Origin of the sequence: Buchnera aphidicola (Uroleucon sonchi) (genome assembly GCF_011035165.1) — a bacterium.
GTDB classification, from domain to species: domain Bacteria; phylum Pseudomonadota; class Gammaproteobacteria; order Enterobacterales; family Enterobacteriaceae; genus Buchnera; species Buchnera aphidicola_BE.
Map to the genome: position 1 here is coordinate 360,299 of NZ_CP047588.1, position 24,244 is coordinate 384,542.

The 24,244-nt window shown below is 21.8% G+C and carries 19 protein-coding genes; 14 read left to right on the plus strand and 5 right to left on the minus strand.

Translation table 11 applies throughout. From position 1 onward, the window contains the following. Positions 1 to 3: 3 nt before the first annotated feature. Genes GUU85_RS01615 through GUU85_RS01625 form a run of 3 tightly spaced genes read left to right on the plus strand, consistent with a single transcriptional unit; the run spans position 4 to position 3,092 of the window. Entirely contained in the window at positions 4 to 1,113 is a 1,110-nt protein-coding gene (locus GUU85_RS01615; protein ID WP_163119333.1) for a flagellar basal body P-ring protein FlgI, read from the plus strand. Further along, complete coding sequence (locus GUU85_RS01620) at positions 1,113 to 1,427, plus strand: rod-binding protein (protein ID WP_163119334.1); 315 nt, start codon at positions 1,113 to 1,115, stop codon at positions 1,425 to 1,427. The genes GUU85_RS01615 and GUU85_RS01620 overlap by 1 nt, the downstream gene beginning before the upstream one ends. 30 nt (positions 1,428 to 1,457) lie before the next feature. Continuing rightward, complete coding sequence (locus GUU85_RS01625) at positions 1,458 to 3,092, plus strand: FlgK family flagellar hook-associated protein (protein ID WP_163119336.1); 1,635 nt, start codon at positions 1,458 to 1,460, stop codon at positions 3,090 to 3,092. Positions 3,093 to 3,200: 108 nt separating this feature from the next. Here the strand turns inward: GUU85_RS01625 and rne are convergent, their stop codons facing one another. Further along, the gene (gene rne, locus GUU85_RS01630; protein ID WP_163119338.1) at positions 3,201 to 6,023 is read right to left on the minus strand and encodes a ribonuclease E; all 2,823 of its coding nucleotides are present in this window, start codon (positions 6,021 to 6,023) and stop codon (positions 3,201 to 3,203) included. 273 nt (positions 6,024 to 6,296) lie between these two features. On the opposite strand from rne, the gene GUU85_RS01635 reads away from it, so the two are divergent. From GUU85_RS01635 to GUU85_RS01680, 10 genes are all read left to right on the plus strand, one after another. Further along, a complete protein-coding gene (locus GUU85_RS01635) occupies positions 6,297 to 7,241 on the plus strand; it encodes an RluA family pseudouridine synthase (protein WP_163119340.1) in 945 nt (314 codons plus the stop codon). Positions 7,242 to 7,314: 73 nt separating this feature from the next. Then, positions 7,315 to 7,479: a 50S ribosomal protein L32 gene (rpmF, locus tag GUU85_RS01640; RefSeq protein ID WP_163119342.1), complete on the plus strand. Its 165-nt coding sequence runs from the start codon at positions 7,315 to 7,317 to the stop codon at positions 7,477 to 7,479. A 199-nt stretch (positions 7,480 to 7,678) separates the two neighbouring features. Then, entirely contained in the window at positions 7,679 to 8,623 is a 945-nt protein-coding gene (fabD, locus tag GUU85_RS01645; protein ID WP_163119344.1) for an ACP S-malonyltransferase, read from the plus strand. Between the two features lies 1 nt (position 8,624). Further along, positions 8,625 to 9,359, plus strand: coding sequence for a 3-oxoacyl-ACP reductase FabG (gene fabG, locus GUU85_RS01650; RefSeq protein ID WP_163119346.1), 735 nt, complete (start codon positions 8,625 to 8,627; stop codon positions 9,357 to 9,359). 58 nt (positions 9,360 to 9,417) lie between these two features. Continuing rightward, entirely contained in the window at positions 9,418 to 9,666 is a 249-nt protein-coding gene (acpP, locus tag GUU85_RS01655) for an acyl carrier protein (RefSeq protein ID WP_163119348.1), read from the plus strand. Positions 9,667 to 9,757: 91 nt separating this feature from the next. Then, entirely contained in the window at positions 9,758 to 10,399 is a 642-nt protein-coding gene (gene tmk, locus GUU85_RS01660; RefSeq protein ID WP_163119349.1) for a dTMP kinase, read from the plus strand. 115 nt (positions 10,400 to 10,514) lie between these two features. Beyond that, the gene (locus GUU85_RS01665; protein ID WP_254056372.1) at positions 10,515 to 11,384 is read left to right on the plus strand and encodes a DNA polymerase III subunit delta' C-terminal domain-containing protein; all 870 of its coding nucleotides are present in this window, start codon (positions 10,515 to 10,517) and stop codon (positions 11,382 to 11,384) included. Between the two features lie 23 nt (positions 11,385 to 11,407). Further along, entirely contained in the window at positions 11,408 to 12,202 is a 795-nt protein-coding gene (locus GUU85_RS01670) for a TatD family hydrolase (protein ID WP_163119350.1), read from the plus strand. Between the two features lie 48 nt (positions 12,203 to 12,250). Then, positions 12,251 to 13,684 carry a PTS glucose transporter subunit IIBC gene (gene ptsG / locus GUU85_RS01675; protein ID WP_163119351.1) on the plus strand — a complete coding sequence of 478 codons (1,434 nt, stop codon included), beginning with the start codon at positions 12,251 to 12,253 and terminating at the stop codon, positions 13,682 to 13,684. Positions 13,685 to 13,703: 19 nt separating this feature from the next. Continuing rightward, positions 13,704 to 14,048: a histidine triad nucleotide-binding protein gene (locus GUU85_RS01680; protein WP_163119352.1), complete on the plus strand. Its 345-nt coding sequence runs from the start codon at positions 13,704 to 13,706 to the stop codon at positions 14,046 to 14,048. 786 nt (positions 14,049 to 14,834) lie between these two features. On the opposite strand, the gene GUU85_RS01685 is transcribed toward GUU85_RS01680, so the two are convergent. From GUU85_RS01685 to pncB, 3 genes are all read right to left on the minus strand, one after another. Continuing rightward, a complete protein-coding gene (locus GUU85_RS01685) occupies positions 14,835 to 15,995 on the minus strand; it encodes a porin (RefSeq protein ID WP_163119353.1) in 1,161 nt (386 codons plus the stop codon). Between the two features lie 176 nt (positions 15,996 to 16,171). Next, entirely contained in the window at positions 16,172 to 17,572 is a 1,401-nt protein-coding gene (gene asnS / locus GUU85_RS01690; protein WP_163119354.1) for an asparagine--tRNA ligase, read from the minus strand. A gap of 196 nt (positions 17,573 to 17,768) precedes the next feature. Next, complete coding sequence (pncB, locus tag GUU85_RS01695; protein ID WP_163119356.1) at positions 17,769 to 18,971, minus strand: nicotinate phosphoribosyltransferase; 1,203 nt, start codon at positions 18,969 to 18,971, stop codon at positions 17,769 to 17,771. A 2,469-nt stretch (positions 18,972 to 21,440) separates the two neighbouring features. Between pncB and GUU85_RS01700 the strand changes: the two genes are divergently transcribed. Next, a complete protein-coding gene (locus GUU85_RS01700; protein WP_163119358.1) occupies positions 21,441 to 23,228 on the plus strand; it encodes an ATP-binding cassette domain-containing protein in 1,788 nt (595 codons plus the stop codon). A 52-nt stretch (positions 23,229 to 23,280) separates the two neighbouring features. Here GUU85_RS01700 and trhO read toward each other — a convergent pair whose 3' ends face one another. After that, positions 23,281 to 24,228 (minus strand): oxygen-dependent tRNA uridine(34) hydroxylase TrhO, encoded by a 948-nt coding sequence (trhO, locus tag GUU85_RS01705; protein ID WP_163119360.1) that lies wholly within the window; start codon positions 24,226 to 24,228, stop codon positions 23,281 to 23,283. Between the last annotated feature and the right edge of the window lie 16 nt (positions 24,229 to 24,244).

Sequence of the window (24,244 nt, forward strand, 5' to 3'; positions counted from 1 at the left end):
TTTATGTATAAACAAATATTTTTATTGATGAAATTAATTTTTTTGATTTTTATAAGTTTTTCATCATTTTTACATGCTGAAAAAATACGTGACTTAACTAGTATTCAGGGTATTCGAGACAATCAACTAATTGGTTATGGTTTAATCGTAGGTTTAGATGGAACTGGGGATCAATCAACACAAATTCCATTTACTAATCAATCGTTAAGTAATATGTTATCACAATTAGGCATAAGTATATCTAAAAATACTAATATGCATTTAAAAAATGTTGCGGCAGTTATTGTTACCGCAAATTTACCACCATTTGGTCATACAGGAGAACAGATAGATGTTGTAGTCTCATCTATGGGAAATGCCAAAAGTCTTAAAGGAGGTATGTTATTAATGACTCCTTTAAAAGGCGCAGATAATAAGATTTATGCAATTGCTCAAGGAAATGTATTTGTATCAGATAAATATAATAATAAAAATCAACGACAATTTATGCATAATAATCAAGTGAATTCTGGGAAAATTCATAATGGCGCAATCATTGAACGTGAAATTAATACTAATTTTGGAAAACAAAAAACAATTAATTTACAGTTAAATAAAGAAAATTTTGGTATAGCACAACGTATAAGTGATATGATTAATGTTAAATATCCTGATACAGCTACTCCTATTGACGCAAAAACAGTGCAATTGAATACTTCACCAAATAATGATATACAAGTACATATGCTTTCCAATATTCAAGATATAGATGTCACCCTGCCTGAACAAGAGGCAAAAGTTGTAGTTAATACACGTACTGGTTCAGTAGTTATTAATAAATCAGTAAAATTACGATCTTGTGTTATATCTAATAGCGATATGTCTATAATCATTGATAACATACAAAATGAAAAAAGCAATCTAAATTTATTTCAATCATTGAATATAAATAATAATTTTAAGAAAAATCAAAATAATAGAGATTATGTAGATAATTTATCTCTTGATAAAGATGATTTAAATAATATAGTTAATGCACTTAATGCAATAGGCACTAAAACTGATGAATTAATGTCTCTTTTACAACTAATGCAAAGTGCCGGATGTCTTCATGCTAAATTGGAAGTGATTTAATGAAAGATGAATTATCACTACTGAGTATATCAAATTACAATACACAATTTGTTAATGAACTCAAATATCAAATACATAATAATCCAAAAAAATATACTGTAGAAACAGCTAAACAAGTAGAAAGTGTATTTATTCAAATATTACTCAAAAGTATGCGTAATACTTTATTAAAAAATGATTTATTTGATAGCAATCAAAGTCGTTTATATACTGATATATATGATCAAAATATATCTGAAGAAATGAGTAAAAAAGGAATAGGATTAACTGATATTATTTTAAAACAAATTCACATGCAAAAAAATATGTTTTAAAAAAATATGTTATTTGAAAGGAAGAAAAATATGAGTACTGTATTGAATACCGCTATTTCTGGTATGAATGCAATGAAAAAACTTATTGATCATACTATGAAAAAAATTAATAATCCTCATAAAAATAGTGAAGTTACACAAATTTTTATGGAAAATTCTATACAACGTGATAATCCTAACGCTATTTCATTGCAAGTTAAAGAAATATACGACGAATATAATGATTTTATTACAACAGAAAAACGTAAAACTAATTCTCAGATTCAAAATGAAGAAATGAAAATTGAACAATTACTAAAATTAGAAGATTTGCTATGTGACAAATCTGACTTATTTAATACATTAATTAGTGATTTATACAATGAAATAAAACAAGATATGATCTTGAACCATTCAAATGCAATTAGTCAAAATATTACAAGTAAATTGAATGATATCATTTTTTCAATTAAAGATTTTAATCATAAGTTACGTTTTTTAGAAACAGATCTCAAACAATCTGTAATTGATAATGTCAAAAAAGCTAATGCACTGATTGATGCAATTCATGATATTACTATGGACATACAATATTTTCCTATTTCACGAATGCATAATACAATCAATGGTTTAATTGACAAACGAGAAAATTTAGTTGATGAATTAAATACTTTAGTTGGAGTTAAAGTTGTAAAACAACATAATAATTATGCAGTTTATTTAAATAATGGCATATCTTTAATAGATAATAATCATAAACAAAATTTAATGCCATTAACATCACTATCTGATGCTCAATATATTAGTATAGGATATGTTGAAAATGATTATAGTAGACCAATAAAAATAGAAAATATGATTTCAAGTGGTATTTTAGGGTCTCTTTTGCAATTTCGTAAAGAAGAATTAACAAATGCAAGAAATAAAATAGGACAATTGACAGTTGATTTTGCGAATCGTATAAATCAATATGCTGAATTAAGATATAGCCGTTTTGAAAATCACGAAAAAAAATTTTTTAATTTTAGCGACCCAGAAACAATACAAAGTTCAACTAATACTTCTTCTACTCAGACATTAGTACGTTGGGAAGATGGAAAACATGCACAAGCTACTGATTATATTATATATTTTAAAAATAATATTTGGACTGTGACAAGAATGTTGGATGGTAGTATAGCCAAACATAATATGTATCAAAAAGATAATATTACATCTATAAATTTTGATGGTATTCAATTATTAATTAAAGGTGAACATGCTGATGGTGATATTTATATGATCAAACCATATTCTAAGACATTAGATACTTTACAATTATCAATAGATACAAACGATCCATTTACATTATCATCAGTAAAACACACTAATCAGCTTAATCCAAAAAATTCTGAAATAACAAATCAATTTAATATAGATAATTTGATAGATCATCAAAAAAAATTAGACCAATCTTATCAAAAATTTTCTAAATCTATATCGTACAAGGATCATGTTTTAGAAGAAAAGCTTCCTTTTGAAAAAAGTATGATGAAAATACTTGAAAACAAACAAATGAATCTTGATAATGATTCTGATTTTCATTTTAATGAATTAAATTATGAGCAAGCATGTTATCTTGCAAATGTTAAAATTTTAGCAACGGCAGAAAAAATTTTTAATGAAATTATTGATTGTTATAGTTAATAAATTTTATTAGTTATTATAAACAATAAAAACTTACTACAAGTAAGTTTTTATTGTATGTATTAAAATATTAATATATTTTTTACAATATATTAATTTAATTGTATATTAAATATTTTTTTTAGGCGTTGAAACAGGCGAATTAGAAAAATTTGTTGCTGCATGTACACCTGCAGAAAATTTTTTATTACATTTTAAACTTATCATAACTGAATTAAACTTCAGTATATTGTGTATTGGATTTAAATCAAACATTTCAGATATTTTAGTAATCGGAGCGCTTGATTGAGTTTTATAATTACTATTTATATTAGATTGATTGCAAAATAAGTTATTCTTGTTTAAGATAAATATTTTTTTTTCCTTATGATTGAGTAAAAATTTTGAACTTATCACTTTTGAATTAATATTTTTATTTTTTTTATATTTTTTAAAAAGATTATTTTTGTTAATTCTTTTTTTAACATAAGACAAATGTTTATTATTAATATTTTGTTTCTGAGCTAATAAAAAAGAAAAATTTATTTTCTGATTATAAAGTATATTAATTGATGATTTGATTTCATCTAATAATAGCATAATTGGATATTTTACTAATACTGTCTTTGATGGTGATTTAAAAATAAATTTTAAAGCAATTTTAAATAAAAAATATTGAATGTTAGAAAAATATAAAAAACTATGATTTATAAGTTTATTTCTTACAATATTAGAAAAATTAAAATATTGAATTAATTGAGAATTATTATTTACATAATGATTATATTGATTTAATAAGATTATAGGATATATAATTTTTTTATGTATATTTTTTCTATTTAAATTATATATGTCAAATATATTCTCTTTTTTTTTAATATTATAAAAAATATTATTTTGATTACTAATATTGCATTGTTTATTTTTAAAAAATTGTATATTACGTTTTTCATAAAATAAATAAGTTTGTTTTAAATAATAATGTTCATTTTTTTTTAAAAACTTAAGCAGTTTATTGCTATAAATAATATTTGTTATATTATTTTTACATATTTGTGATGTAATAAATTTTTTATTTTTTTGAAAATTATTTTTGTTAAAAATATGACGATTATTATGTTCTTTTAAAAAAATATTATTTTTACGAGAATTTTTGTTAAAGATACTACTTGTAATTAATATATTTTTCAGTGAAAATGAACTTTTTAACCAATCTATTACTTTAAATATAAAACTAACATTGGTTTGATATTTTTTTTTTAGAAAAATATTTTTATGTATTTGATTATAATTACTTTTTTTATGTTCTGTGATATCAATTTTATTTTTACATTTATTTACATTCTCAAACGTGATGAAATTAGTATAATTACATTTTTTCTTCATTTTTGTTGTAAAAATTTTTTTGTTTAACAATTTTGAAATTGTATTTTTTTTTATGTTAGCTATACTATAGCTCATAGAACTTTTACTTGTATTTTTTTTGATTCTTGACACAGAATAATGCGGAGTTTTCATTTTTTTACTAGGAATAATAATAGTTTTTCCACCAGCTTGACGTTTTTCAATTGCATACACTGCTTCACGTTTTTCATTTAATAAATAACAAGCAATTTCTATAGGAACAATAGCTCGTACTTCATAAGTATTTTCTTTTAAAGCTTCTTCTTCAATTAAACGTAAAATTGATAAAGATAGTGATTCACTATCTCTAATAGTACCTGTTCCTGTGCATCTTGGACAAATATGATAACTAGATTCACCTAAAGATGAACTTAATCTTTGTCTAGACATTTCTAACAAACCAAATTGAGAAATTTGACCAATTTGAATTCTTGCTCTATCTTCTCGAGCAATTTCACGTAATCTATTTTCAATAGCTCTTTGATGGCTAATAGGAGACATATCAATAAAATCGATAACTATTAAACCCCCTAAATCTCGTAAACGTAATTGACGAGAAATTTCATCCACCGCTTCAAGATTTGTATTAAATGCTGTCGATTCTATATCTGTACCAATTTTAGAACGAGACGAGTTAATATCAATAGCTGTTAAAGCTTCAGTGCTATCAAGCATTATCGAACCGCCAGAAGGTAATCTGACTTTTCTTTGAAAAGCCGAATTTATTTGTGTTTCAATCTGAAAATAACTAAAAAGAGGAATATCTCCAGTATACAATTTAATTTTATTAGCAAAATCTGGCCTACCTAAAAAATTAATATGTTCTTGTGCTAATTTAAATATTTTAGGATTATCAATTAAAATTTCTCCAATATCTTTACGTAAATAATCTCGAAATGCACGAAAAATAATATTACTTTCTTGGTGAATTAAAAAAGGAGCTTTTACTGTATTTGCTATTTTTTGAATTTTTTTCCAATGTTCTAATCGAAGTGATAAATCCCATTGTAATGATTCTATTGATTTTCCAGATCCAGCAGTTCTGATAATTAAACTCATATTTTCAGGATATATTAATAAATTTAATGATTCTTTTAATAACAATCTATCATTACCTTCAATTCTTCTTGAAATACCACTTGATTTAGAGCTATTTGGCATAAGCACTAAATAACTTCCAGCTAAACTAATAAAAGTCGTTAAAGCAGCTCCTTTTTTTCCTCGTTCTTCTTTATTTATTTGTACAATAAGTTCTTGTCCTACTTGTACTATTTCTTGAATATTAACACGTAAATTAGAAATATATTGATCAGGAAAATACTCTTGAGAAATATCTTTTAATGGCAAAAATCCATTTTTTTTTTCACCATAATCTATAAAAACAGCTTCTAAACTAGGTTCTATGCGAGTAATTTTTCCTTTATATATATTTGATTTTTTTGATTCAGATTTAGCACTTTCTATATCAAGATCATATAAACGTTGACCATCAACTAAAGCCACGCGCAACTCTTCCTGCTGAGTTGCATTAATTAACATTCTTTTCATTATAACTTTTTCTCTCTTATTTTTATAAATAAGTAAACACATCAACAGGAAATATAAAATATTAGTAAATTATTTGTTGTACAAAAAATAATCAAAATATATATAATAACTTCTAAAGAAAATTTTCTTAAAACATTAATATATAGTTAATTATTATATATAAATATCAACATTTTAAAAAATATATATGTCAAAACATAATTAATATATTTATATATATAAATATATTATAATAAATAAAAATTATAAAATTACTTACAAATCGAATTTTTAATGAAATATGAAACTATACCTATATCTATTATATATATTAATAAAAATATGATAAATCAAAGAATAGATAATTTTTTATTTAATAAATTTAAAACCGTTCCTAAAAGTATGATTTATCGTATTATTAGAAAAGGAAAGATTCAAATTAATCAAAAAAAAATAAAACCAAATTATAAATTACAAATTAGAGATATCTTAAAAATTCCATCAATAAAAATTATATGTCATTCAAACAAAAAAATTATTCCCTTGAATAAAGAAAAAATTTTGATGAATAGCATTTTATATGAAGATAGTGATTTATTAATTATTAACAAACCTTCAGGAATAGCAGTTCATGGTGGAAGTGGATGTAGTTTTGGTGTTATAGAATATTTTAGAAAATTTCGCCCAAGAGATAAATATCTTGAACTTATACATCGTATTGATCGTGAAACATCAGGAATTTTAATGTTAGCAAAAACACGTCAATCTTTATTATCAATGCATCAACAATTAAGAGACAAAAAAATAAAAAAAGAATATATAGCATTAGTGCATGGTTTATGGCCTGATAATATAAAAAAAATTTCAGAACCTATTTTAAAAATAAAATTTAAAAATAATCAAAAAAAAGTTTTAATTCATCAACATGGCAAACCCGCAATAACTAATGTCTATATTAAAAAACAATTTTCTAATTCAACATTATTATCTATTTTTCCTAAAACTGGAAGAACACATCAAATTCGTGCACATACTTTGCATGTAGGGCATCCAATATTTTTTGATAAACGTTATGGCAAAAGTGATTTAGATATGAACATTAAAAATAGTATTAATATTTGTAGATTATTACTTCATGCTTATAAAATTCATTTTGTTCATCCAAAACATGGTCATAACATGTTTGTTACTGCTCCAATAGATATAAGTTTTAAAAATTATTTAAATAATATGATATAGTTTGTATAAACTAATATTTATAAAAAAATAATTATTAAATTAATATAAAATAATTACATGAGAATAATAAAATATGGCAGTACAAAAACATAAACCTACTCGTTCTAAAAGAGGAATGAGACGCTCTCATGACTCTTTATTAGAACCTACTTTATCTAAAGATAAATTTTCTGATGAAGTACATGTTAGACATCATATTACTCCAAAAAGATATTATAAAGGAAAAAAGGTTATTTAAAAATATTTTTATTAAAATGGCACTTTTATCTAGTGCCATTTTATAAAAATCAAAAAATAACATTGATTCAATATATTTTAAGTTAATACATAATAGTTCAAAAACTATGAATCTTTTAATATGAATATTTTCATAAATATTAATTTATATAAATTTAAATACAATTATATAATTATTTTGACTAAAAGGTAATTATATTATGACTGAATTTGCAATGTTATTTCCAGGACAAGGTTCGCAATATGTTGGTATGTTATCTTCTTATTTTAATACTAAAACAAACAATATTTTTAAAGACACTTTCAATGAAGCATCAGATTATATTCATTATGATTTATTAAAACTCATACAAAAAGGACCGAAATTAACTTTAAATCAAAGTCAATACACACAAGCGTCCATTTTAACTGCTTCATTAGCAATATATCGTTTTTGGAATTATCAAAAAGGTATACTACCATTATTTATGTCAGGACATAGTCTTGGTGAATATTCTGCATTAGTATGTTCTAATTCTATAAAATTTTCAGATGCATTAAATATTGTTTTTATTAGAGGAAAACTTATGCAAAAAATTACTCAAAATAAATCTACTTTAATGCAAGCAATTATTGGTATAGATAAAAAAAAAATCGAACATATTTGTACAACAGTATCAAATAAAAAAATAGTATCTTTAGCAAGCATAAATTCTAATGATCAAATAGTGATTGTTGGGGATGAATGTGCAGTCAATAAAGCTTCTATAAACTGTAAAAAAATAGGTGCTCAAAAAATATTTAAAATGAATCTTAATATACCTGCTCATTGTATATTAATGAAGCCAATATCTCAAAAATTAAAAAAAATATTAAAAATTACTAATATCATTTCACCAGAAATCCCAGTTATTAATAATGTAGATGTAAAAATAGAACATAGTAAAAAAAAAATTATTAATGCATTAATTAGACAAATTTATAATACTGTAAGATGGAAAGAAATTATAGATTTAATAAAATCAAAAAATATATTTACTATGCTAGAAATTGGTCCAAATCAAATTTTAACTAATTTAAATAAAAAAGATCAAAATATAAATTCATTTAATACTAATAATTTAACAAACTTTTTAATAGCATTTAATAAAATTAACTATAAATAACATGAAAATAGATAAAAAAACCGCATTAATAATAGGTGCAAGCCGAGGCATAGGAAAAGTTATAGCTAAAAAACTAATTAAAAAAGGCATTACAGTCATTGGAACATCTACTACAAAAAATGGAGTAAAAATAATTAATGATTATTCGAAAAATAATGGATTTGGTTTAGTATTGGATTTGAAAAACACTCATTCAATTTCAGATAAAATAAAAGAAATTTATACACAGAAATACTCTATTGATATTCTAATTAATAACGCTGGAATCAAAAAAGATAATTTATTAGTTAATATGACACATCAAGAATGGGAAGATGTTATAAAAATAAATTTATCATCAATATTTTATCTTGTTAAATCTGTCATTCGCCCAATGATTAAAAAAAAACAAGGTAGAATTATTACAATTGGATCAATAATAGCTAATATCGGAAATAGAGGGCAAGTCAATTATAGTGCTTCTAAATCAGGCTTAATAGGATTTCATAAATCATTAGCATTAGAAGTAGCATCTCAAGGTATTACAGTAAATATTATTTCTCCTGGTTTAATTAAAACAGATTTTATTAAAACGTTAAACTCTATACAATATCAAAAATATTTATCGAGTATTCCTATGAATAGAATAGGATATAAAGACGAAATAGCTAATGCAGTTATGTTTTTAGCATCAAAAAAAGCATCATATATTACTGGACATACATTACATATTAATGGAGGTATGTATATGATATAATCATATTCAATTTAGTTTATTAAATTAATATATTTTAATTAAATAGAGAAACTCAAACATGCATAATATTGAAAAAAAAATTAAAAAAATCATTGTTGAAAAACTTGACATTAAAGAAGAAGACATTCTTCATAATGCTTCATTTATTCACGATCTTGGAGCTGATTCTTTAGATACAGTAGAATTAATTATGGCATTAGAAGACGAATTTAATATTGAGATTTCAGATAAAGACGCAGAAAGAATTACAACTATACAAGAAGCTGTTAATTTTATTAAAAATAATTGTTCAAAAAATAATAATTGATTTTTTGATAATAAATTTTAGTTTATATTATTTTATTTGAAATGATATAAAAATAAAATAATTCATGCCATATTAATAAGTACTTAACAATATGATTAAAAATAAATTTATTGTAGTTGAAGGATTAGAAGGAGCAGGAAAAACTCACGCATGTATATATATTAAAAATATATTATATAAACGGTATAATATTAAAAATATATTATTAGTACGTCAACCGGGTAGTACATTCATTGCAGAAATAATAAGAAAATTAATTAAAAAAAAATTTTATTTTGAACATCTTACTAAAGAAACAGAATTATTATTAATGTATGCAGCTAGAATACAATTAATTGAAACCAAAATTAAGCCTGCATTAAAAAAAGGAATATGGGTTATATCCGATCGTCATGACCTCTCATCTATAGCTTATCAGGGAGGGGGATTAGGTATTAATAAGATAATTATTAATCAATTAAAATTATTATTTTTACATGATTGTACTCCAGATTTAACTATATACTTAGACGTTTGTCCAAAAATTGGTTTAAAAAGAGTATTAAATCGAAATTCACTCGATGCAATTGAAAGTCGATCTTTAGAATTTTTTAAAAGAGTACGAAAAACTTATTTAAAAAACATTAAATTAGATCAAAAAAGCATTATAATTAATGCTAATTTAAATTTTAATATAGTAAATGATGATATTACAAAAAAAATATTAATTTGGTTAAAAAAACAACATATATGAAATTATATCCATGGTTAATAAATCCGTATAATAATATTATACAACAACATAAAAAAAAAAAGCACATCATGCTATTTTAATTAAAACTCAAAGAGGCCTAGGAGCATCTTTATTAATTTGGTTTATTAGTAAATGGTTATTGTGTCTAAAAAAAACAGGTATAAATTTTTGTAATAATTGTTACGGATGTCAATTAATGTCTTCTAATAATCATCCTGATTGGTATAATTGTATCAATCATACAAATAAAATTTGTAATATAGATACTATACGTTTTATTAATGAAAAAATATTTCAATCTTCACAACAAGGAGGGGGGAAAGTTATTTTTTTGTCAGATCTTGAAAAATTAACTGAATCAGCCGTTAATGCATTTTTAAAAACTTTAGAAGAACCACCAAAACATACTTGGTTTTTTATAATTAATTATAGAAATTTAAATTATTTTTCTACATTGCATAGCCGTTGTTTAATTTATAAGTTATTTCTTCCATCAGAAAAATATAGTTTAAATTGGTTAAAACAAGAAAATAAACAAAATAATCAATTGTATTTAACTGCATTACGCATTAATCATGGATCTCCTGTATCTGCTAAAAAATTTATTAATGGAGATATCTGGATAGAAAGAATGCTTTTTTTTCAATCTCTACATCATGCTTTCAAACACTGTGATTTATTAAAAATCTTACCTATATTACAAAATAAAAATACTATAGATAAAATTGATTGGTTATGTTTATTATTATTAGATGCTATTAAATTTAATATTAATGAACAAAAATATTTAATTAATCTTGATCAAATACAATTTATTCAATTTCTTGCTCATCGTTATACATACATTATTTTAGATTTAAGTATGACAACTTGGATGCGTTGTAAAAATAGATTACTAAAAATACCTGGAATTAATCATGAATTAGTACTATTAGAACAATTATTAGCATGGGAAGCAATTTTAAATAATACATTTAAAAATTAACATTATATAAAAGTGATAAAATTATGTTCTTAATTGATTCACATTGTCATCTTGACAGATTAAATTATAAATTTATACATCAAGATATAGAAGATGTATTAAATAAATCTTATTTAAATTATGTAAAAAAATTTCTAACAATATCAACTTCTATAAAAAATTTTTATCAAATTCATCAATTATTTAAGCAATATCATAATATTTTTTATTCTTGTGGTATACATCCCTTAAATTGTTCAGAAGAATTATATGAATTATATAATCAAAAAAATTATTTTGATCAAATAAAAAAATTATCAAATATTCAAAATGTTATAGCAATAGGTGAAACAGGTTTAGATTATTATCATTCTTCTAAAAATAAGAAAATACAACAAAATTTTTTTCGTGAACATATTAGAATGGCAATAAAATTAAAAAAACCAATTATCGTTCATTCACGTAATGCTACAAATGATACAATTAATATATTAAAAGAAGAAAAAGCAGAAAAATGCAAAGGAGTATTACATTCTTTTAATGAAAATTTTAATTTTGCATCACAATTATTAGAATTAGGATTTTATATTTCTTTTTCTGGAATTATCACATTTAAAAATTCTATAGAATTATGTAATACTATAAAAAAAATACCTTTAGAACGTTTATTGATAGAAACAGATTCACCATATTTATCACCAGTTCCATATAGAGGAAAAGAAAATCAACCAGCTTATTTGTTAAATATTGCTAAAACAATATCTATTATCAAACAAATCAATATCAAAACTCTTGCTCAAATTACAAATAACAATTTTTTTCATCTTTTTCAATTATAATAATATATATTTTATAAAAAAATATATATATTTAGGAGTCTTTTAAATATGTTTAAAAATGTATTTGCAAACCTTCAAAAGGTTGGTAAATCGCTAATGTTACCTGTATCAGTATTACCTATTGCAGGAATATTATTAGGAATAGGATCAGCACATTTTATTATCTTACCAGATATTCTTTCTGATATTATGGCTCAAACAGGAGGATCTGTTTTTTCAAATATGCCATTAATTTTTGCAATTGGTGTTGCTCTTGGTTTTACAAAAAATGATGGTGTTGCAGCATTAGCTGCAGTTGTATCGTACGGTATTTTAGTTCAAACATTAAATACAGTTGAACCAATTGTTTTACATATGAACATTGATATAATTAAAAATCAACATTTATCTGATACTGGTATATTAGGAGGTATTATTGCAGGAGCTATTGCAGCGTATATGTTTAATCGATTTTATTGCATTCAATTACCTGAATATTTAGGCTTTTTTGCAGGAAAAAGATTTATTCCGATTATTTCTGGATTATCTGCTATCTTCATAGGAGTAATATTATCTTTAATTTGGCCTCCTATTGGGCATGGAATAAAAACTTTTTCACAATGGGCAGCATATCAAAATCCTATGCTTGCTTTTACTATATACGGATTAGTTGAAAGAGCTCTTGTACCATTTGGTTTGCATCATATATGGAATGTTCCGTTTCAAATGCAAATTGGAGAATATACTAATTCTATAGGACAAGTATTTCATGGAGATATTGCAAGATATATGGCTGGAGATTCAACTGCTGGAAATTTATCAGGAGGTTTCATTTTTAAAATGTATGGTCTTCCAGGTGCAGCTTTAGCTATATGGCAAACAGCTAAGAAAGAGAATAAAAATAAAATAGGCAGTATTATGCTGTCAGCTTCATTAACTGCATTTTTAACAGGTATTACTGAGCCTATTGAATTTTCATTTATTGTTGTTGCGCCAATACTATATATTATTCATTCTATTTTAGCAGGGTTATCTTTTGCATTATGCATTTTTTTAGATATGCGAGCAGGAACTAGTTTTTCGCATGGATTAATAGATTTTATAGTGTTAAGCGGAAATAGTCATCATATTTTTTTATTTCCTATTATTGGTATTTTTTACGGTTTTTTATATTATAGTTTATTTTATTTTATTATTATACAATATAACTTAAATACACCAGGCCGAGAAAATATTTCATACAATATATTAAAAAAAAATAATAATGAGATTGCACCATTTATTATTACAGCTTTAGGTGGAAAAAAAAATATTCAAAATTTAGATGCTTGTATTACTCGATTAAGAATTACAGTTTTAGATATTTCTATAGTTAATCAAAAAAGTTTAAAAAACATTGGAGCTGCAGGAATAATTATTTCAGGATTGGGTATACAAATCGTCTTTGGAACAAGATCTGAAAATATTAAAACAGCAATGGATGAATATATTAATAAAATGTAACCATTAAGGTAGATAAACTATGAAAGATGGTTTAATTTTTAAAAAAATTATTAATAAAGAAATATCAGCTAATATTATTTATGAAGATCAAATAGTTACTGCATTTCAAGACATAAAACCTAAAGCATTAGTTCATATATTAATTATACCGAATATTTTTATTGCTTCATCTAATGATATTAATGAAACTAATAAACATATTTTAGCTCATATGTTTGATATTGCTGTGAAAATTGCAAAAAAACAAAATATTAGCCAAGAAGGTTATAAAATAATTATTAATTGTAATAAAAATGGTGGCCAAGAAATAAATTATCTTCATATGCATTTATTAGGAGGTGAGGAATTAAAAAGTTTATATTAAATTTAAAAAGTTTTAATTTTTATTAAACAAATATTGAATATAAATAAATGTTAATTTTAATTTTTTATATTATATTTTATATTCACAGTAGTTATGTATCTCATGACAAAAATTGTAATATATAAAATAATATTTAATTAAAAAAATCAATTATTTTTTATTAATTTTATTAATTTTCATAAAATGATACTAATGTTTTTCAAATTATATTAAATAATATGCTAAAAATAATTGAATTGAAAAAATAAAAAATTTTTTCTTATAGCAAGAATTATTGTATAAAATAGGTATAAATATATTAATAATAATTTAGAAACTAATATAAATATACTACTATATTGTTATAATTAGCTTTATATATTATTTATATCTCTGTATTTTTGCTAAAATCATCTTTATTCATTAAAAAATAAAATTTATATTAATTAATAAATAGAAATAGTATTCACAAAATTACAAAAATTTTTTATTGATAATAATTATAAATTATCTAATTATAATATAAAATATTTTTATAAAAATATAGAAAAAAATATTTATTTTATTTTCAAACATAGAATATATATATTGTATTTTAATAAATTTATAAATACAGAACAATTATAAGTAATATTATACTTAATAAGAGCAGTCCTTTCTACCAAATTTCATAAATAATTATTTTTTTTTAAATTAAAATAGATATGATTATTTTTAATATTCAATAGAAAGTTCTGACTCTTAATATCTAATATATCTAGGTAAGATTTTAAATTTTTTATCAATAATTATATTTTTTGTATCAAATTAAAAGTGATAAACTATGCCAGCACTAAGAGTGTTATCTGTTAGCTGATTTACATTTTGATTAGAATTATTATTTTTTAATAAATTAATCTTATAGTTCATATATGTAGAAATATTATTATTAAATTCGTAACGTGTAGCAATATTAATTTGTTTTGATAACTCTATATTATCTTGATTATTACCATCTTTCATAATTAATTGATGTGCTTTAGAATCTAAGTAACTTAAAGAAGAATGAAAGCCAGAATGAAAATCATATTCGGCAATAGCTTCAATATTTTGAGTTGTATTGACATATCCTTGTGGATTATTTTGTTGATTATTATTTTTATTACTTTCTGGATTATTCATCACATCATATGGTGTTAAATTGCGGGCTTCACCATAAAAAGCTGCAATATATATATCATTTGTATTATATTTTATACCTAATCCATATGCTCCAACATTATCAATTTGTTTTTTTTGATTATCTTGATTTACTTGTAAATTTGGAGAAGAAAAAACAGAGCCAATAGCCGTCAAGCCAATATCAGTTTTATATTTTACAGATGCACCCCAAACATTACCATTTTGTATTTTATTTGATCGATTTTTTGCGGCATCTTGATATTGTATCGCAAAACTAACTCCGTCTACTAAACCAAAAACATTATCATTTCTATAAGTTAGTAAACTATTATTTCTACCGATCATATAACGATCATGATGATTAAAAAAACTATTTTTATTAATATATGGTGCATGATTTGTTAATGATTGTGCATCATTTAAAACACCGTAGTTTCGTCCATAATCTATTGAACCCCACTTGCCATATTTAAAACCAGCATATCCTAAACGAACACTATTAGATTGTTGCATATTAAATAATTGTTCTGGATAGGAAAAAGTGGTTTGATATTCAACAGTAGCATAACTTAATAGCTCATCATTAATATTTATTGTTCCTGATATACCTAAAATAGCATTGGTATCATCTGAATTAGATGTAATGATTGTTGATAGAAAACCGTGAGATAATTTATAATTAGGATTAACACTACCATATAATTCTAGTTGATTGCCATTTTTATTAAAAATCTCTGCGGCATTAACTCCATTACTAGTCGCTAATAACATTGGTATAATCATTGCTAAAGATTTACGATTTGTCATAATTTTTTATACTACCTTTTAGTAAAAATAATTTTCAATCAATATCAATTGATAAATATAATCAAATTACTTATTGAATTAATATACTTTATGTGTATATATTAAAACTATATGCGAATAAAATTCTTTATAAAATATTAAAATAAAATATTACGCAAAATATCAAAATATTATAATTAAAAATTAGCATTATTAACAGTACGAGGAAAAGGAATTAGATCTCTTATATTTGACACACCTGTAATATAAGAAAGTAATCGTTCAAAACCCATACCAAAACCTGCATGCGGAACTGTACCATATCGACGAAGATCGCGATACCACCAATAATCTTCTTTTTTTAATCTTAATTCTAATAAACGTTGATCTAAAATTGAAATACGTTCTTCACGTTGTGAGCCGCCAATTAATTCTCCAATATTAGGAACTAACAAATCCATTGCTGCAACAGTTTTATTATCATTATTCAATCTCATATAAAATGCTTTTAATTCTTTTGGATAATTTTTTATGATTACAGGTTTTTTGAAATACTTATCTACAATAAAACGTTCATGCTCTGAAGATAAATTGTTACCTAAAATAATAGATTCTTTAAATTGAATTTTGGATTCACTTAAAATATTTATAACATCTGTATAATCTATGCGTATATAATTAGAAAATAATAGTTTTTCTAAACCAACGATTATATGCTCATTAACATGTTTTTGAAGAAAATTAATATCTGATAAACAATTTTTTAAAATATATTTAGAAATATATTTTAACATACATTCAGCAAAATCTAATATATCGTTTAAGTCTGAAAAAGCAGATTCAACTTCTAACATCCAAAATTCTGCTAAATGGCGAACAGTGTTAGAATTTTCAGCTCGAAATGTCGGACCAAAAGTGTAAACTTTTGATAAAGCACAAGCATATGTTTCAATATTTAATTGACCTGAAACAGTTAAAAAAGATTCTTTTCCAAAAAAATCCTTTTTAAAATTAACAGATCCATCTATATTCTTAGGAATATTGTGCATATCTAATGTTGAAACACGAAACATATCTCCTGCACCTTCAGCATTTAAGGTAGTAATAATAGGAGTTGGTATCCAAAAATAATAATTTTTATCAAAAAAACGATGCAATGATTGCATTAAATGATTTCTTATTCTAGATATTGCTCCGATCAAATTAGTTCTTGATCTTAAATGAGCTACTTTCCTTAAATGTTCCATGCTATGTTTTTTAGCAGATACTGGATAAGTATCTGGATTTTCAATCCAACCTATAACTTGAATATTGTTTAATTGAATTTCATATTTTTGTTGATTTCCAATAGATAATATTAATTTTCCACTAACTATTACAGAACATCCAGTAGTTAAACGCAATATATCTGTATCATAATTAGATAAAGTGTTTTTAGCAATCACTTGTATTGATTCAATATATGAACCATCATAAATAGAAATAAAAGATAATCCTAATTTTGAATTTCTGCAACTTTTTACCCATCCACGTATAGTTACATGACTATTTACTATAATATCATCTTTATATATATTTAATATTGATACTACATTCATATAATATGTCCTATTAGTCATTTGACTATGGATTATAAGTTCTTTTAAAAAATTAAAATTTTTATAATTTTTAAAAATTAATTTTTAATTATATTATAACAAGTACTTATGAAGTAATATATATTTTAAATGTGACAATATAATAATATTTAAAATATTTAATTAAACGATTATGATCAATATTTTATCATTTAATTTATCTATTTTTATCATAGGGCACATTGAATGTCTTGCATAAAATTTGCAAAAACAGTGGATCTAAACAATATGTTTTACCAGGACTATCAGATATTTTAGCTACAGGTTTACCGTTACATTTAACTAATTTGATAACGATATTTAAAGGTTTAACGTATGGAATATCACAAGTTAATTTAGTGCCAATACCAAACATCATATTAATCTTTTTATAAAAATTTTTATATAAAAATATAATTTTTTTAAAATTTAAATTATCAGAAAATAATAACGTTTTAGTTAAAGGGTTAATACCTAATGCATTATAATGTTTAATTGCTTTTTTAGACCATTCTAATGCATCTCCAGAATCATGACGAATACCTTTATAAGCAGAAGCTAAACTAAAATTAAAATCATTTAAAAAAGCATCCATATTAATTGAATCTGTAAGAGCAATATTTAGATAATTTTTATATTGAAGTAGCCAAATTTTTAAAGCTAGAATCTGACTATTTTTTAAATTAGTACTAATTTGTTGATGTGCTTGAAACCATTCATGTGCTTGTGTACCGAAAGGATTCAATTTTAATATATGAGCTATATGATAATTACTAGAACCAATAAAAAAAGGACAGATTTCTTGTAATCTTCTGATAATAGATAATTGCGTGCTATAAGAAAATCGTCTTCTTGTGCCAAAATCAATAATATTTAAATAAGATAAATCTAATTTATTTGTATGATAAAAAAATTTTTTTAATTTAACATCTAAATATCTGATAGCTTCTTGAGAATTGATATTTGGAGAAGTATGGCGATGAAAAATTTCACTAATTATAGACAAAATAGGAACTTCCCATAATATTATATCTTTCCAAAATCCACTGATACGGATACTCAATTGTCCTTGATTATTTTGAATCTTTACTTGTGAAGCATTATAACGAAAATTTTTTAACCATTTTAAATATTCTTTTTTAAAATATGGAAAAGAAGTCATATAAATATATTCTTCATGACTTAAAGATAAAGATTGCATCATATTAATCTGTTCTAATAAAATATTCGCATAACAACCTAAATGGTTATTTTCTCTGCAAAAAAATTCAGCCATCACATGCACATTATTATAATGATAAAAAATAGCTTGTTGCATGTGAAATTTATATGCATCAGTATCAAGCAATGTTTTTATTATTGGCTTGTGATATTTTTTCATAGTTTTGTCTTATTTTTAATATATTAAACAACTATTTATATGATAAATATCATATAGTTTAATATTTTAATAAAATAAAAATTATTTAAATATTTTATAAAAATATACCATAAAATAATAAAAATAAACAAATCTATTAATTTTTTAAAAATATTTTATTTCATTTTATAAAATTACAATTTTTCTTTATAAGAATTATAATGTTTTATTATTAAACTCGTAAACTATTATTTTTTGATAAAATTAAAATAATTTAATTTTATCATAGTAAGTATGAATAAATATAAAACATAGCGCAATTTAGAATCTATTAAAATAATAATAAACTATAAAAATAAAATATTTTTGAGCAACCAAAATAATTAAATATGATCTTTTAATTAAAATATTTAAAAATATTATTAATACTATATTAAAACGTTTTTATAATTAAAATAGTATTTTATTTTTTTAATACTAAATTTAAGATTTTAAAAAAATTTAAAAACTTTATAAAAAATATTTAATTATATTGCAATCTAATCATTCAATGATAAAAATTAATAATATTAATAATCATTACAGCAATATTAAACTAACAAATAAAAAAAATATATAAAATTATATAAAATTATTTTTAAGATATAAAAAATAATATGTTATATAAAATATTTATATATATTTAAATAATATAATTATGTTGTATTTCTAATAAATATTTCTATTAATTATTATATCAAATAAATATACGTAATATATATATTTAAAAAAATCAAATCACATTGAAATACTATAAAAAATATGAAAATCAGCTATTTTAAAAAAATTATATTAAAATATAACTAATTAACTATTATATTTATTTAAATATGAAATATCATAATTATAAATAACAGACTTTATAATAAAATAAATTATTGATTGTTAAATTAAAATTTGATATATAATTATATTATATAATATATTTTTATCTATTAATCGTTTTATTTAAAGATCAAAAAGATATATCTCTGAAAATATATAATATTAATAATAAAATTTTCATAAAATTGAATTTTAATTTTGCATTTTTAAAAAAATTAACAATATTATACGTAATAACTTATTTAGAGAATATATTAAAAATATATTATTAATTAACTAAAAAATATCGTATTTATCTGAAAGTGAATTGAATTTAAATGAATACTTAAATAATAATATTATTATTAAATATTAGTAAATATTATATATAATATTAAATGTAAGTTAATAATCCCTACATATAAAAAAATATAAAAAAATTATATAAATATTTAAGTATAGTTAATCTAATAATCATTTAATATTTAAACATATTATTAATGTCAGTCTTGATTATTATATTTGATAACATATTTATGTTAACTAAACTGAACATATTTTAAAATTTAAAAAGCGATAGAAATATATATAACAATTATTTAAAAAGTAAAAAATAAGATTTAAAATAATTATTTAAAAGTATTTAATAATATTCTATAAAAATAAAATTTAGATATAGAAATTATAAAAACTAAAGTTAATATATAACATGTCAGATTTTTAAAAACTTAACTCTTAATCAAGAAAAAATTTTACAATTTCTTGAACTTCTTAAAATGTATATAAATGTAAAATTAAAAATTTTATTTAATTATCTATATATTCAATAAATGTAAAATAAATCAAAATCTTACACGATAAAATAAACTTTAAAATACAACAATTGTCATGTATATAATCTTTATTTATTAAATCATAATATCATATTAAATATTATAAAAAATAGATACATATAAAAAATATTTGAATATAAAAAAACATAGTTTTTAAAATATAATATTCAAAATTGTTTAATAATAATTATTTTATTTTTACAAAAAATATTATGCAAAAATTTTCTATAAATTGAATTGAATAGACAAATAATAAACCATTTGAAATAAAAAATCGATAAAAAAAATTGTTAAGTAAATTATTTTTTTATCATCAAGATCGTCTTAATTTTCTTATATATTACTGTTATTCGTTTATATTTTAGATACAAATACAAGAATAGTCAAACAAAGATATATAACTTCGAATATTTATATTAAATATTTCATTCAGAATATAATCATTAATAATTAAATTTAATCTAAATATGTTCTAATTATCATTCTATTTTTTTTAAATACATTCAAAGTACTAATAAATATTGAATTCAATATTATTACGAAAATTAATTGATTTAATTTTTAAAATATTAATCAATGATTAGATGTAAAAAAATATTATTTAAATTTAATAAATTTAAAATATTAAATTATGATAATTATATTTTTTACTAGTATTATAAAAAATTTAAATTTGATTATAATTTTATGATCAACATCAAATTATATACAAAAATTATTCTTAAAGTAATGTTAAAAACATGTAAAGTATTCAAATAATTTCTATAAATAGATAATATAATATAACAAATCAATTTTAAGGACAAAAAAATGTATGTTTTTAATTCACATGAAAAATGCTTATTTATCTTTTAGTAACATAGAAATACTTAAAAATAGTACATTATCTATTAATAAACATGAACGAGTGTGTTTAATTGGAAAAAATGGAACGGGTAAATCAACTATATTAAAAATTATCAATAAACAACAAGATTTAGATTGTGGTAAAATAATTTATAAAAAAAATATTAAAATATCTTATTTAACACAAGATAATCCTACAAATCTTAATATTTCTTTGTATGATTTCATGCATTCAGGATGCACTGATAATATATTAGATAATAAAAACAATATAGATAATAAAATAAAAATAGAACAATTTATTAAATTAATGAAATTAAATAAATATTCTTTACTTAATAACTTATCTGGAGGTTTATTAAGACAAGCAGCTTTAATGCATACATTTGTAGGAGAGCCTGACATACTATTGTTAGACGAACCAACTAATCATTTAGACATGAGAACAATTCAATGGCTAGAAAATTTTTTAAAGAAATTTTCTGGTAGTATTTTATTTGTTTCTCATAATCGAAACTTTATTGATAATATATCAACTCGTATTATAGATCTTGATCGTGGAAAATTAGTTTCTTGGCCAGGAAATTATAAAAATTTTATTAAACTCAAAAATGAAAGTCATCATATTGAGATGATACAAAAAAAATTATTTGATAAACGTTTAAAACAAGAAGAAAAATGGATACGAAAAAATCTTAAAGCACGATCCACACGAAATGAAGGAAGAGTACAAAATTTAAAAATACTTAGAGAAGAATGTAATAATTATAGAAAAATTGAAATATTAAATGATATGACTGTTAATGAATCTAAAAAATATTTAGGAAAAATTGTTTTTAAATTAGAAAATGTAAAATATTTAGTTAATAATAAAATTATTATTCAAAAATTTTCATCTATCATTGAACGTGGAGATAAAGTTGGTTTAATTGGCGATAATGGATGTGGAAAAAGTACATTAATTAAAATTTTATTAGGAGAAAATCAACCGAATACAGGAAAAATTTATATACGTAATCAATTAAAAATATCATATTTTGATCAAAACAGATCTACTTTAAATCAAAATAAATCTATTATTGATAATATCTCTAATGGTCAAGAATATTTCTCTATAAATGGTAAAGAGAAACATATAATAAGTTATTTAAAAAATTTTCTTTTTCAACCAAATCAATTAACATCTTTAGTAAAAACATTATCTGGCGGTGAATGTAGTAGATTACTATTAGCTCAATTATTTTTACAACCAAGTAATGTATTAATTCTTGATGAACCGACAAATGATTTAGATTTAGAAACTATACAATTAATAGAGAAAATTATTATAAACTATACAGGTACTGTATTCATTGTTAGTCATGATAAAGATTTTATTAATAATACAGTAAACAAATGTTGGTTATTTAAAAAATATGGATTTATTGAAACTTACTTAGGAAATTATGAATCTGTTAAAAAAACAAACAATTCTTCAATCATACAATCTAAAAAACAGCATATTTCTCAAAAAAATATAAATAAAAAAACAACTAATCAATTTCTACAAGAATTAAATCAAACATTGCGTATAATAGAAGAAATAGAATTAAAAATTAAAAATTTACAACAAGTAATTAATGAACCAAATTTTTTTAAAAAACAATTACAAGAAAAATTACCGATATTGAATATGTTATCTACAGAAGAGCAGAAATTAAAAAAATATATGATTAATTGGGAAAAATTAGAGCAAAAATGTGTGACAAATAAGTAAATTAAAATCATTAAATAAAAATATTTTTTATTTTTATATAATTTTTAAAATTTTATATTTGTAACATATAATTTGTCATGCATGATAAAGAACAGCATTTTTGAAAATTTATCGTACATTTATTACATTGAATAAAAAGAAGATGACATAAATGATTTTGACAATTAACATATGTATTAGCAGGTTTATTACATTGTTTACAAAAAGATATTATTTCATTTGAGACTTTTTCACTCATTCGATGATCAAATACAAAATTACTTCCTTTAAATAAGATTGGTAATCCATTTTTTTTCGCATCATGTACATAGCCAAGAATTCCTCCTTTTAAATGATAAATTTTTTTAAAACCGTTAAAAATCATCCAAGCAGTCGCTTTTTCACAACGAATTCCTCCTGTACAATACATGACAATGTTTTCATTTTTTGCATAACTCATCACTTTAATGACAGCTTGTAATTGTTCACGAAAAGTCGCACTTTTAATTTCTATAGCATTTTCAAAATGACCAATAGCATATTCATAGGAATTTCGCATATCAACAAATATACTTTTCGTATCGTTTAACATTAAATTAACAGTTTTAGATTTAATGTAAATACCAACATTATTAGGATTAAAAAAAGGTTGAATAATACCATCTTGAACAATTTTATTTTTCACTTTAACAGATAAAAACCAAAAAGAATTATAATTATTTAATGCTTGATTAATATGTAAATTTTTTAATTTTGAGTCTAATTGATTTAAAAATTTAATTAGAAATATATAATATTCTTTTGGAATACTTATTTGAGCATTAATACCTTCTTTCGCAATATAAACACGTCCTAAAAAGTTATACTGATAAAAATATTGATAAATTATATCTCTATATTTTTTAGGATCATCAATAAAAAAATATTTATAAAAAGATAATGTTAAACGAGAATGATGATTTTCAGAAAAAAAACGTTTTTTTAATTCAATTCTAGAAATAAGATTATGTGATCTAGACATATACAAGACCTTTAAT